Source organism: Niveispirillum sp. (assembly GCF_017996735.1).
GTDB lineage: Bacteria > Pseudomonadota > Alphaproteobacteria > Azospirillales > Azospirillaceae > Niveispirillum.
On the sequence record NZ_JAGOGJ010000075.1, the window covers coordinates 1 to 12,611 of the forward strand.

Sequence of the window (12,611 nt, forward strand, 5' to 3'; positions counted from 1 at the left end):
GGCACAGGCCTGCGTGAGCCAAGCTGCCGGAGGCAGCGCCCGGCGCCTGAGGGAACAGCTAAATGCCAGGACGCATGGGCCATGCGCCTTACTTCTTGCGGAACGCGTCCAGGGCGACGACGGTGCCCGTGGGCTTGGGCTGATCATCGCCCGGCTCGTCGCTGGCCACGGGGGCGTTTTCCGGCTCCCCCTCCGATTCCTCCTCGTCGACCAGCAGGTCGGGCAGGTCGTCGGGCTGGAACTGCAAGACAAAATTCACCGACGGATCGGCGAAGGTGATGATGTGGATGAAGGGGATCACCAGACGGCGCAGCACGCCGCCAAAGGACAGGGTGACGGAGAATTTGTCGTTCTCCACCGTCAGATCATAGAACTGATACTGCAGAACGATCGTCATCTCCGTCGGGTACTTGGCGCGGAGATAATCGGGAATATCCACACCTTCCGCATCGGTGCGGAAGGTGATGTAGAAATGATGTTCGCCGGGCAACTGTCCGCCACGGCTCAGAACCTCACGCAGGGCCTGTCTGACGACACCGCGCTTGGCGGCCTCGACCATGCGGTCATAGCGGAGCATTTCCTCAGACATCGGTACGCGAACCCCTGGCATCGAACGCGACGGACCCATCCGTCCCCCATTGGGCCCAGACAAGCCTATTACGGGCGGATAATCAAGCCTCGGGCGCAAATGTCAGGGTTCCCGTGTACAGCCATGCGGGAATGGGGACCATGCGCGGGGCGGCGCCGGGGGCAACGGCCATCCATCGGCCCTATCCGCCATCCATCGCATCCCACCCCCATCCATCCGCCGGGCCGGGCAGCATGACCCGACACCCAGATGGAGGAACCCCATGGTGCCGACCGCGCCCCTGCCTGACACCGAACCCCCGCATTCCGCATCGGCCCGCCGCTGGCTGGGCCGTGCCGGTCTGTCCTGGCTGCTGGTGGCGCTGACCGGGCAGATGATCTTCGCCCTTTATGTCACCGCCACGCATGGGCGGGAATGGCTGACGGGCCGGGGCCTGCGCGGCGGGCCGGTGCAAGGGCAGATACCGGGAGAGATCCTGACCAACGGGCTTTACGCGCTGCACATGCTGTTCGCCGTCATCATTATCGTGGGCGGTGCCGCACAGCTCTGGCCGGCGCTGCGGCGGCACCGGCCGGCCCTCCACCGCTGGCTGGGGCGCACCTACATGCTGGCCGCCGCCATCCTGTCGGTCGGCGGCATCGCGCTGATCCTGCTGCGCGGCACGGTGGGCAGCACCCTGATGCATGTCGGGATCAGCCTGAACGGCCTGGTCATCCTGGCCTGTGCCGGCATGGCGTGGATGCGGGCCCGGCAGCGGCGGTTCGATGCGCATCGCCGCTGGGCCCTGCGCCTGTTCCTGGCCGTCAGCGGGGTCTGGTTCTTCCGCATCATGTTCATGCTGTGGATGCTGATCTTCCGGGCGCCTGTCGGCTTCGATCCGCAGACCTTCTCCGGTCCCCTGCCGGAAACCCTGTCCTTCGCACAGTTCCTGCTGCCGCTGGCCGTGCTGGAACTCTATTTCCGCGCCATGGACCGGGGCGGGTCGGTGATGCGGCTGGGCGTGGCCGGATTGCTGACGGTGCTGGCGCTGCTGACGGCGGGTGGTATCCTTGGCGCCGTCATGGGCATGTGGCTGCCCCGGCTGTGACGGACAGGGACGGGCGGATGGAAAGGGCAATGGCACCGGACGCGACGGCGGGCAGTATCGGGCAGCGGTTGCTGGCCGTCATCCATTGGCGCCGGCTGCGGGCGGCGGGGCTGCTGGCGGTTGTGTTTTCGCTGCCGCTGCTGCCCGTCTGGAAGGCGAACAAGGCCGGGCTGCTGCTCTGCATGTTCATTGTCTGCCTGATGTGTGTGCTGGCCTTCGGCTTCTGGGAACGGTTTCCCCGCCGTCTGCCGCGCTGGATCGCGCGCTGGGTGGTGCAGGTGCTGGCCGTGGCCCTGACCGTGCCGCCCACCATGACCGTCATCTATGGCCTGTCCAGCCGCCCCGGTGCCCAGCCCCTGTGGCAGGACAAGGAACGGCTGGAAGGTCTGGCGCTGATGATCTTCCTGGGCCTGCTGATCGCCCCCTGGCTGGCGCTTGGCGCGCTGGTGCGCCAGAAGGAGGCGCTGGCCCGCACCCAGGCCCTGTCCTTCGCCCTGGAACGCAGCGAGCTGGAGCGAAGCGCCGCCGATGCCCGCCTGGCGCTGATGCAGGCACAGGTGCAGCCGCATTTCCTGTTCAACACCCTGGCCAATGTCCGCGCCCTGGTGGAAACGGGATCGCCGCGCGCCCTTCCCGTGCTGGACAGCCTGATCGCCTATCTGCGCGCCGCCGTGCCGCGCCTGACCGGCGGGGCCGCCACCATGGCGGATGAACTGGCCCTGGTGGGGGCCTATCTGGACATCATGCAGATGCGCATGCCCGACCGCCTGTCCTTCCGCATCGATGCCGCACCGGGCACCGGCACGCTGCCCTGTCCACCCATGGCCGTGCTGACCCTGGTGGAAAATGCCGTGCGCCACGGCATCGACCCGGCGGAGGAGGGCGGTGATATTCAGGTGGCGGTGGACGTGACCGACGGCATGTGCCGGGTGCGGGTGGAGGATGGCGGCCTGGGCCTGCGCCCCGGCACGGGGGGCCTGGGGACCGGCCTGTCCACCCTGCGCCAGCGTCTGGCGCTGACCTTCGGCCCCCGCGCCGGCCTGTCGCTGGTGGAGCGGGAGACGGGCGGGGTCAGCGCCTGCCTTGTCTGGCCCGTGACGGCGGTGCCGGCATGACCCGCCCCACCGCCCTGGTGGCAGAGGATGAACCGCTGCTGCGCGACACGCTGATCCGGCAGCTTTCCGCCGCCTGGCCGGATCTGGCGGTGGTGGCCGAGGCCCGCAACGGCCGTCAGGCCGTGGACCTGTTCGAGAGGCACCGGCCCGCCATCTGTTTCCTGGATGTGCAGATGCCCGGCATGACGGGGGTGGAGGCGGCACGCCTGATCGGCCGGCGGGCGCATCTGGTCTTTGTCACCGCCTTCGACCAGTACGCGGTGGAGGCGTTCACCCAGGGCGCGCTGGATTATCTGGTGAAGCCGGTGGCCGCCGAACGGCTGGCCGATACGGTGGAACGGCTGCAGACGCGGCTGCGCCTGGACCAGCCGTCCCTGGTGGCCGACGACCTGCTGGCACGGCTTGCCGCGCAGTTGCGCCCGGCCCCCGCGGCGCCGCGCCTGTCCTGGCTGCGCGCCTCCACCGGCCCGGTTGTGCGCATGATCGCGGTGGAGGAGGTGGAGTTCCTGCTGGCCGGCGACAAATACACCCATGTCGGCTGGCGCGGGGCGGACGGAATCCCGCAGGAAGCGGTCATCCGCACCCCCATCAAGGATCTGGCCGAACAGCTTGACCCCGATCAGTTCACCCAGGTGCATCGCGGCGCCATCGTGGCCCTGCGCGCCGTCAGCCATGTGGTGCGGACGGAGAATGACACGGGCACCATCCACCTGAAGAACCGGGCGGAAACCATTCCCGTCAGCCGGGCCTGGCTGCCCCGGTTCCGGGGCATGTGATGCCCCGGTCAAAATTCCGGGCCGATAGTGTCCGCCCCGGCCGTCGCGGTGTCAGCTTATCGTCACCGCATTGTCGATGATCAGTTCCGCCCCGTTCACGAACCGGCTTTCATCGCTGGCCAGATAGACGACCATGGAGGCCACATCTTCGGGGCTGCCGATGGGGGGCAGGTGTTTTTTTGCCTCCTCCGCGCTGCCGAACAGGGCGATGTTGGCGGCGCGCACCATGGGCGTGTCCATGGCGCCGGGATGGATGGTGTTGACGCGGATATTATAGCCGTTCATCTGGCAATGGATGGCGATGGACTTGCTCATCCCGCGCACGGCCCCCTTGGCCGCCGAATAGGCGAAAAACACCGGATAGCCCAGATGCGTGGCGACGGAGCACATATTGACGATGCTGCCGCCGCCATGGCGCTTCATCAGGCCGATGGCATGCTTGCAGCCCAGGAAGGTGCCTTCCGCGCTGACGGCATTGACCTTGCGGAACTGTTCAAGGGTCGTGGTCTCCACCGTTTCCACCACCACGGTGCCGGCATTGTTGACCAGCACGTCCAGGCGGCCGAACCGTTCCTCGATCGCGGCCATGGTGGCGGCCCAGCTTTCCTCGCTGGTCACGTCATGACGGATAAAGATCACATCGGCCCCGGTTTCGGCCCGGATCTCCGTCGCCGCCTGTTCACCGGCATCGGCCGCCACATCGGCCAGCACGACGGCCGCCCCTTCACGCGCCAGCGCCAGCGCATCCGCCCGGCCCAGCCCCATCGACGCCCCGGTGACCAGGCACACCTTGCCCGCGACACGACCCATGATGTCCTCCCTTGGTTTTGTGGTTGTGGGGGGCGTGGTTCCCTCACCCTCCCACCGTTTCACGGCGGGCCCCTCCCTCTCCCGCTCACGCGGGCGAGGGGCAAAAACACGTCAGCCGCACCCCTTACCGCCCCTCGCGCGCGAAGGTGGGAGGGTAAAGGTGAGGGCAAGCCCGCCTCAATCCTCCGGCGCCAGCGTCACGCGCAACCCGTCCAGCCCGTCCGTCACCCGGATCTGGCAGGACAGGCGCGAAGGGCCGTCGCGGAAATGCGGGCTGTCCTGCACCAGTTCGCGTTCGTCTGGCGCCTGCGGGTCCAGGGCCGCCAGCCAGTCGCCGTCGACATAGACATGACAGGTGGCGCACGAACAGCAGCCGCCGCAGATGGCCATCACATCCATGTCATTGTCGCGCAGCACTTCCATCAGTGACAGGCCACTATCGACGGCAAGCCTGTGTTCATGGCCGTCCCGATCGACGGCGATGATGGTCGGCATGGGTCCTCCCGGATGATTTTCGTTGTTGCTGCTTAAAATATACATTTTCCATCGACATGCATACAGGATTTTGCCCATATTGATACAAGACGCCGGGAGAAGGGTGAAACCAGCGGATTTCGGCGCCCGGCGGCTGAGGCAACAAAAAGACGGGGGAGGGGCTTCCATGGCCGGCTGGCGGTTCTGGGAAGATATCGTGATCGGGGAACGCACGCAAAGCCGGGCCTTTCCCGTGACCGCAGCGGCGATGACGGAATTCGCCGTGCGGTATGACCCGCAATATTTCCACACCGATGCCGCCATGGCGGCGCAGTCGCCGTTTGGCGAACTGATTGCCAGCGGGCTTTATAACTGTGCCCTGTGGCGCGTGCTGGATCATGAGGAAAATGGCGATATCGCCTGGGTCTGCGGCATCGCCTGGGACAATGTCCGCTGGGCCGCCCCGCTGCGCCCCGGCGATGTGGTACACGCCACCTCCGTCGTCCTGTCCAAACGGCCATCGGGCAAGCGCGTCGATGCCGGCATCGTCACCCTCCATCACGAGTTGCTGAACCAACAGGGGGAGGTGGTGATCCGCTTCGACAGCACCTCCTTCGTGCGGCTGCGCGCCACCGGCAGCCCGGCGCCCGATCCCGTGCCCTCTCCCTCGCGCAGTTTCCCGACGCAAGGAGATGCGGCATGAGCCGGTTTGTCGGTCCCATCATGCAGAACGGCTATGTGGTCCGCGACCTGGAAGCCGCGATGCGCCATTGGGTGGAGGTGCTGGGCGTCGGCCCCTTCTATGTGCTGCCGCGCGTGGATTTTGCCGAAACCCTGTTTCGCGGGCAGGCCGTTGATATCCAGATGGCGGTGGCCACGGCCTATAGCGGGGATTTGCAGATCGAACTGGTGCAACAACTGAACGACGCGCCCAGTGTCTATAAGGAATTCCTGGATGCGGGGCGGGCCGGGCTGCACCATGTCGGCGTCGCCACCGGCGATTACGCCACCGACCTGGCCCGTGCCACGGCGCACGGCCTGACGGTGGCGCAGGGGGGCCGCACCCGCGCCGGCACCGGCTTTGCCTATTTCGACAATCAGGGCGATTTCCCCGGCACCATGGTGGAATTGTTCGAGGCGACGCCGCCTTTGATGAAATTCTTCGCCAAGGTCCGGGCGGCCAGCCAGAACTGGGACGGCAGCGACCCGATCCGCCGTCCGCGCGCGGCTGGGTGAGCGGGAGGCTGGTTCATTCATACTGCCGCCCCAGCTGACCTATAGGCGTTAAGCTAGACGGTTGGTGTGGAATTGGTTTGCTCCATCCGTCATCCCGGCCTTCGCCCATAGGCGCTAAGTTAAGATCTAGACGATGACGGATCAGGCTGTTTTTCCCGTCATTCCCGCGAAAGCGGGAACCCAGCGAGAGCGGCGATAGCCGCGATATGACTCATATCGGCGCTAACCGCGCCTTACGCTGGGTCCCCACTTTCGTGGGGATGACGGAAGAGAAGGGGGATATCGAAGCCGTCAAACATTTATCTTGGCGCCTATGGGCGAAAGCCGGGATGACGAAGAAAAGCGGGATTTCAGTCAGAAGGATGACGCTCTAAGGGAGCGGGAGGGAAACCATGTCCAGACGCATCGATGTCTGCCTGATCGCCGGCGGCAAATATCACGATATCGACTTTGCCCGGCTGGAGCTGCTGAAGCTGCTGGCCGAGCATGAGACGGTGCGCGTGACCGTGCTGAACGATTACGCCAACGGGGCCGCCATCCGCGCCGCCGACATGCTGATCACCTATACCTGTGACATCGTGCCGGATGCCGACGGGGTGGCGGCGCTGCGGGATTTCCTGGGCCGGGGCCGGCGCTGGTTCGCCCTGCACGGCACCAATTCCATCCTGAATTTTCTGGAGGGCGGCAAGGTCGACTGCCCCGACTGCGCGCCCGACTTCATGGAGATGTTGGGCAGTCAATTCCAGGCCCATCCCCCCATCGGCCGGTTCAAGGTGAAGGTGGCCGACAAGGACCATGACCTGACGCGGGGCCTGCGGGATTTCTTTGTCGAGGATGAACAGTATCTGTGCGACTTCCACCCCGGCAACCACGCCCTGCTGACCACCCGTTTTGCGGGCGCCACGCCGGAATTTGTGCGGGATAACTGGCCCGAGCAGGACCATCTGGTCCTGTATACCCGCCCCAGCCATGGCGGGCAGGTGCTGTACCTGACGCTTGGCCATTGCCGGGGCCGCTTCGACCTGCGGCCGCTGGCCGATTTCTATCCCTTCGTGGAACGCGGCGCCTGGTCCCACCCGGTCTATTACGAGCTGCTGCGCCGGGGCATCCGCTGGGGACTGCCCGGCGCCTAGAGCGTGTTTCCGGTCAACCGGAAACAGCCCTGGCCGCCCCGCCCTACCGGGCCGCCTTCATTTCCACGATGAAGGCGTCGAACCCCCGGCGCAGGCCTTCCGCCTGCTGCGACAGGCCGGCGGACGCGGTGCCCACCTCCCCGGCGGCGGCCCCCACCGTATCGGCCGCCCCCGCAACGCCGGAGACACTTTCCCCCACTTCCGCCGTGGCCATGGCGGCCATCTGCACATTGCGGGCGATCTCCGACGTGGCGGCGCCTTGCTGTTCCACGGCCGCCGCGATGGCGCCGGAAATCTGGTCCATTTCGCGGATGGTGCGGTCGATGGTGGCGATGGCCTCCACCGCCTTGCCCATGCGGGACTGCATCTCCGACACCTGGCGGGCGATATCCTCGGTGGCGCGGGCCGTCTGGTTGGCCAGTTGCTTCACCTCACCCGCGACCACGGCAAAGCCCTTGCCGGCCTCTCCGGCCCGTGCCGCCTCGATGGTGGCGTTCAGGGCCAGAAGGTTGGTCTGTTCGGCAATGTCGGCGATCAGGTCGACCACCTGATTGATGCGGCCCGCCGCCTCGGCCAGGGCGCCGATGGTGGTGTCGGCATTGCCCGCCTCGACCACCGCGTCGCGGGCAACGGCGGTGGAGCGCCCGACCTGGGACACGATCTCCCCGATGGAGGCGGACAGTTCCTCCGACGCCGACGCCACGCTGGACACATTGTCGGCGGCGCGGTCGGCCGCATCATGGGCCGACCGGGCCAGATCAGTGGTTGCCACCACCGACTGGCGCATCTGGCGGGCGCTGTCGTCAAGCTGTTCGGCCGCCTGGGCCACGCCGTCCACCATGTGGCGGACATGGGCGTCAAGCTGTGCCGCCATCTCGGCCAGGCGCTTGTCATGCCGGGCGGCGTTCTCTTCCAGATAGACGGAAATGACCAGATCCATATCCAGCATCACGGCCAGATTGACCGCCCGCATCGTGTCGGCCAGCCGTGCCTCGGCCTCCGCCGGGCGCCAGCGGCTGCCCGACCCGGTCACCAGCACCTTGTACAGGCGCGACAGGGTGGTGGCATAGCCGCCCATATACCAGCGCGGCTCCAGCCCCAGAACCGAATGCACGCGGCCGATGGCCTTCACACTGGTGAAATAGGCCTCGTCGAACCGGCCGGAGAACAGGTTCAGCCAATGTTCCAACTGCCGCTCGCGGGCATGGCGCATCACGGCATCGGTGCGGAACATCTTCACCATCGCCGGCCAGCGCTTCAGATCGGCATAGAAGGCGTCAATGATGGCCGGCAGGGCAGCGGCGATTCGGGGCCGTGCCGCAGCCAGCGTGGCGCGCACCTCGGCATCGATGCCAACAAAGGCCAGGCGTTCTTCCCGTTCCGCGGTGGTATTTTCCATCACAAAGGCCCCTCCTCAGTTCTTGCACCCGTTTGATCGATGAAGATTAATAAAAAATTAAATCAATTTAGATCTGAACGATTGGTACAATGAATCGTGGCATACACGACAAAAGTTGCTAAGTACAAGCCCGGTTTTTTACCGATATCGATAGCATTCATGCTGGATGCCTATTGGGTTCGGTCTGGCTGCCCGCAGCGCGGACGGGCGCCGTTCCCGTGTGAAGCGGCAGCCGCCCTTGACAGACGCCAGATACACGCGCCTTAATAACTGACCATTCAGTCATTAAGGCGCCCATGGAAGACACGATCCCGCCCGTCCGGACACGCCGCAAACAGGCGCGGCCCGGTGAATTGCTGGCTGCCGCCCTGGATTGTTTTGCCGAAAAGGGCTTTGCCGCCACGCGGATGGAAGAGATCGCCCGCCGGGCCGGCGTCGCAAAGGGTACGTTTTATCTGTATTTTCCGTCCAAGGAGGCGGTGTTCGAGGCGCTGGTGCGCGAGAATATCCTGCCCCGGCTGGAAGCGATGGAGGCGGGGGCCCGCATGCCGGGTGCCGGTGCGGCCGACCGGCTGCGCGCCATCCTGGCCGGGGTGTCGCTGGTGGTCGGCAATCCGTGTCTGGTCGCCATTCCCAAGCTGGTGATGGCAGAGGCCGGAAACTTCCCCGATATGGCGCGTTTCTACCGAAAAGAGGTGGTTGAACGCGGCCTTCGCCTTCTGGGCGGCATCCTGCGCGATGGCATTGCGGCGGGGGAATTCCGGCCCATGGCGGACCCGGAAATCACCGCCCGCCTGTTCATGGCGCCCGTCCTGCTGGCCGCCATCTGGCGCACCAGTTTTGCGGCGGTGGAGGAACAGCCCCTGTCGGTCGACACGCTGCTCTCCACCCATGCCGAGCTTTTTTTGCGGTCGATACAGGCTGAACCCGGCATGGGAGGTGCCGCATGATGCGATCCATTCTGACCCTGGCCCTGATCCTGCCGCTTCTGTCCGCCTGTGGCCCGGCGCCCGACCAGGGGCCGTTCCAGGGCTATGTGGAGGGGGATTACCTGCGCATCGCCGCGCCGGAGGCCGCCTGGATCGGCGCGGTGCCCGTGGCGGAAGGCGCGCGGGTTACCAAGGGCCAGCGCCTGTTCACCCTGGACGACACCGCCGCAACGGCCGCCCTGGCCGAGGCGCGGGCCGGGCTGGCCCAGGCGGAGGCGGCGCTGGCCGACCGCCGGCTGGGCGCGCGGGCGGAGGAGATCGCGGCCGTGGAGGCACAGCGGCGGGAGGCCGACGCCGCCCTGAAACTGGCGCGGCAGGATCTGGAGCGGCAGAAATCGCTGGCCGCCGACAGTGTCACGGCCCGCGCCCGCCTGGAACAGGCGCAGGCGGCGGCGTCACAGGCGACGGCCCGGCTGGAACAGGTGAAGGCACAACTGGCCACCGCCCGGCTGCCCGCCCGCCCCGATCAGGTGGCCGCGGCAGAGGCGGCGGTCGCCGCCGCGAAGGCCAGCATGGCCCAGGCCGAATGGCGCCTGTCGCAGCGCCATGTCGACAGCCCGGCCGACGCCATGGTCGATGACATCGTGCGCCGCCCCGGTGAATGGGTGCCGGCGGGCGGCGTGGTGGTCAGCCTGCTGCCGCCGGGCCATGTGAAGCTGGTGCTGTTCGTGCCCCAGGCCCGCCGGTCCGCCCTGTCGCCGGGCGGGCGGCTCAACGTCACCTGTGACGGCTGCAAGCCCGGCCTGACCGCCCGCATCACCCGCATCGCATCCGACGCCGAATATACCCCGCCCGTGATCTATAGCCGCGACACCAATGCCAAGCTGGTCTTCCGGGTGGAGGCGGCGCTGGACCCCGATCCCGCCGCCCTGTCGCCCGGTCAGCCCGTATCGGCGGAGCCGGCGCCATGAGTGATATCGCCATCGACGTGCGGGGCCTGACCAAGCGGTTCGGGGAGCGGGTGGTGGTGGACCATGTCGATCTGCGGGTGGCAAAGGGCCGGATCCACGGCTTCCTGGGCCCCAATGGCAGCGGCAAGACCACCACCATCCGCATGCTGTGCGGCCTGCTGGTGCCCGATGCGGGGGAAGGCACCTGCTTAGGCTTCGATATCCGCCGCGATGCCTGGGCCATCAAACAGCGTGTCGGCTACATGACCCAGAAATTCAGCCTCTATGAGGATCTGACGATCCGGGAGAACCTGGATTTTGTGGCCCGTCTCTATGCGCTGGCCGACCGGCCCGCCCGTGTGGCGGCGGCGCTGGACCGGCTGGGCCTGGCCCACCGCAAGGATCAGTTGGCGGGCACCCTGTCGGGCGGCTGGAAACAGCGGCTGGCGCTGGCCGCCTGTATCCTGCACGACCCGGCCCTGCTGCTGCTGGACGAGCCGACGGCCGGCGTGGACCCCAAGGCGCGGCGTGAATTCTGGGACGAGATCCACGCCCTGGCGGCGGAGGGCATGACGGTGCTGGTCAGCACCCATTACATGGACGAGGCGGAGCGCTGCCACCGCATCGCCTATCTGGCCTATGGCAAGCTGCTGGCCGATGGCACCGTGGAGGAGGTGGTGGCGGGGTCGGGCCTGACCACCTGGCATGTGGGCGGGCCGCCGGCGCGCATCGCGGCGCTGGCGCGCGACCTGTCGGGCCGGACCGGGGTCAGCATGGTGGCGCCGTTCGGCAACAACCTGCATGTCAGCGGGCCGGACCCCGCCGCCCTGGATGCGGCCGTGGCGCCGTGGCAGGGGCAGGATGGCCTGGACTGGCGGCGTGGCGACCCGACGCTGGAGGATGCGTTCATTCATCTGATGGGCACCACGCCCGATAATTTCCAGCCCACGGGGGCCTCATGACCGACCTCTCCCCCCGCTTTTCGCCCGCCCGTCTGGTGGCGCTGGTCATCAAGGAATTCATCCAGATGAAGCGCGACCGCCTGACCTTCGCCATGATGGTCGGCATCCCGCTGATCCAGTTGACCCTGTTCGGCTTTGCCATCAATGCCGATCCCAAGCATCTGCCCACGGCCGTGCTGTCCCAGGACAACAGCGAGTTCAGCCGCGCCATCGTGTCGGCCCTGCAGACCAGCAATTATTTCGAACTGGCCCGCACCCTGGACAGCCCGGAACAGGCCGACCTGCTGCTGGATCAGGGCAAGGTGCAGTTCGTGGTGGAAATCCCCACCGGCTTCGGCACCGACCTGCTGCGCGGCGAACGGCCCGCCCTGCTGGTCATGGCGGACGCCACCGATCCGGCGGCCACGGGCAATGCGGTGGGTGCCTTGCAACGGATCATCGACAGCGTCATGACGGCCACCCTGACGGGGCCGCTGGCGGGGCTGGCGCCCGTTCCCGGCCCCGTGGAGCTGCGCGTGCATCGCCGCTACAACCCGGAGGGCCTGACCCAGCACAATATCGTGCCGGGCCTGATGGGCACCATCCTGACCATGACCATGATCATCATGACCGCGCTGGCCGTCACGCGGGAGCGGGAGCGCGGGACCATGGAAAACCTGCTGGCCATGCCGGTGCGGCCGACGGAGGTGATGCTGGGCAAGCTGGCGCCCTTCATCCTGGTCGGCGGCGTGCAGGTGACGGTGATCATGGTGGCGGCCCGCCTGCTGTTCGGCGTGCCCATGCTGGGCAATCCGCTGGCGCTGGCCTGTGGCCTGATGGTGTTCATCACCGCCAATCTGGCCGTCGGTTTCCTGTTCTCCACGCTCGCCCGCAACCAGCTTCAGGCCATGCAGATGAGCTTTTTCTTCTTCCTGCCCTCGATCCTGATGTCGGGCTTCATGTTCCCGTTCCGGGGCATGCCCGCATGGGCGCAGATGGTGGGGGAGGTGCTGCCGCTGACCCATTTCCTGCGGGTCGTGCGCGGGGTGATGCTGAAAGGCAGCAGCTTCCCCCAGGTCTGGCCCGACCTGTGGCCCATGGCGGCCTTCCTGCTGGCCGTGTCGGTGCTGGCCGTCAAACGCTACCGCCAGACGCTGGATTGATACAAAGGG

14 protein-coding genes are annotated in these 12,611 nt (G+C 66.9%); 10 read left to right on the top strand and 4 right to left on the bottom strand.

Annotated features, from left to right (window positions below):
* Window positions 1-88: 88 nt before the first annotated feature.
* On the bottom strand, window positions 89-589 hold the full coding sequence (locus KBA48_RS20735) for an SspB family protein (protein WP_292909920.1): 501 nt from the start codon (window positions 587-589) through the stop codon (window positions 89-91).
* Between the two features lie 262 nt (window positions 590-851).
* On the opposite strand from KBA48_RS20735, the gene KBA48_RS20740 reads away from it, so the two are divergent.
* The 3 genes from KBA48_RS20740 to KBA48_RS20750 are packed head-to-tail and all read left to right on the top strand — an operon-like array spanning window position 852 to window position 3,567.
* Window positions 852-1,676, top strand: coding sequence for a DUF2306 domain-containing protein (locus tag KBA48_RS20740; protein WP_292909922.1), 825 nt, complete (start codon window positions 852-854; stop codon window positions 1,674-1,676).
* Between the two features lie 29 nt (window positions 1,677-1,705).
* Window positions 1,706-2,791, top strand: coding sequence for a sensor histidine kinase (locus KBA48_RS20745; RefSeq protein ID WP_292909924.1), 1,086 nt, complete (start codon window positions 1,706-1,708; stop codon window positions 2,789-2,791).
* Complete coding sequence (locus KBA48_RS20750) at window positions 2,788-3,567, top strand: LytTR family DNA-binding domain-containing protein (RefSeq protein ID WP_292909926.1); 780 nt, start codon at window positions 2,788-2,790, stop codon at window positions 3,565-3,567. The genes KBA48_RS20745 and KBA48_RS20750 overlap by 4 nt, the downstream gene beginning before the upstream one ends.
* Before the next feature lie 51 nt (window positions 3,568-3,618).
* Here KBA48_RS20750 and KBA48_RS20755 read toward each other — a convergent pair whose 3' ends face one another.
* Entirely contained in the window at window positions 3,619-4,377 is a 759-nt protein-coding gene (locus tag KBA48_RS20755; protein ID WP_292909928.1) for an SDR family oxidoreductase, read from the bottom strand.
* 177 nt (window positions 4,378-4,554) lie between these two features.
* On the bottom strand, window positions 4,555-4,872 hold the full coding sequence (locus KBA48_RS20760; RefSeq protein WP_292909930.1) for a 2Fe-2S iron-sulfur cluster-binding protein: 318 nt from the start codon (window positions 4,870-4,872) through the stop codon (window positions 4,555-4,557).
* 166 nt (window positions 4,873-5,038) lie between these two features.
* Here KBA48_RS20760 and KBA48_RS20765 point away from each other — a divergent pair, with 166 nt between their 5' ends.
* From KBA48_RS20765 to KBA48_RS20775, 3 genes are all read left to right on the top strand, one after another.
* Window positions 5,039-5,554: a MaoC/PaaZ C-terminal domain-containing protein gene (locus KBA48_RS20765; protein ID WP_292909932.1), complete on the top strand. Its 516-nt coding sequence runs from the start codon at window positions 5,039-5,041 to the stop codon at window positions 5,552-5,554.
* On the top strand, window positions 5,551-6,087 hold the full coding sequence (locus KBA48_RS20770) for a VOC family protein (protein ID WP_292909934.1): 537 nt from the start codon (window positions 5,551-5,553) through the stop codon (window positions 6,085-6,087). Before KBA48_RS20765 ends, KBA48_RS20770 begins: the two co-directional genes overlap by 4 nt.
* A 392-nt stretch (window positions 6,088-6,479) precedes the next feature.
* Window positions 6,480-7,220 (top strand): ThuA domain-containing protein, encoded by a 741-nt coding sequence (locus tag KBA48_RS20775; RefSeq protein WP_292909936.1) that lies wholly within the window; start codon window positions 6,480-6,482, stop codon window positions 7,218-7,220.
* Between the two features lie 43 nt (window positions 7,221-7,263).
* On the opposite strand, the gene KBA48_RS20780 is transcribed toward KBA48_RS20775, so the two are convergent.
* Window positions 7,264-8,619: a globin-coupled sensor protein gene (locus KBA48_RS20780; RefSeq protein ID WP_292909938.1), complete on the bottom strand. Its 1,356-nt coding sequence runs from the start codon at window positions 8,617-8,619 to the stop codon at window positions 7,264-7,266.
* Between the two features lie 296 nt (window positions 8,620-8,915).
* Here KBA48_RS20780 and KBA48_RS20785 point away from each other — a divergent pair, with 296 nt between their 5' ends.
* From KBA48_RS20785 to KBA48_RS20800, 4 genes are read left to right on the top strand one after another with little or no spacing between them, the layout of a single operon-like run.
* Window positions 8,916-9,569 carry a TetR/AcrR family transcriptional regulator gene (locus KBA48_RS20785; protein ID WP_292909940.1) on the top strand — a complete coding sequence of 218 codons (654 nt, stop codon included), beginning with the start codon at window positions 8,916-8,918 and terminating at the stop codon, window positions 9,567-9,569.
* Window positions 9,566-10,519 (top strand): HlyD family efflux transporter periplasmic adaptor subunit, encoded by a 954-nt coding sequence (locus KBA48_RS20790; protein WP_292909942.1) that lies wholly within the window; start codon window positions 9,566-9,568, stop codon window positions 10,517-10,519. The genes KBA48_RS20785 and KBA48_RS20790 overlap by 4 nt, the downstream gene beginning before the upstream one ends.
* Window positions 10,516-11,460 carry an ABC transporter ATP-binding protein gene (locus KBA48_RS20795; protein WP_292909944.1) on the top strand — a complete coding sequence of 315 codons (945 nt, stop codon included), beginning with the start codon at window positions 10,516-10,518 and terminating at the stop codon, window positions 11,458-11,460. The genes KBA48_RS20790 and KBA48_RS20795 overlap by 4 nt, the downstream gene beginning before the upstream one ends.
* On the top strand, window positions 11,457-12,602 hold the full coding sequence (locus KBA48_RS20800) for an ABC transporter permease (protein ID WP_292909946.1): 1,146 nt from the start codon (window positions 11,457-11,459) through the stop codon (window positions 12,600-12,602). The genes KBA48_RS20795 and KBA48_RS20800 overlap by 4 nt, the downstream gene beginning before the upstream one ends.
* The last annotated feature ends 9 nt before the right edge of the window (window positions 12,603-12,611 follow it).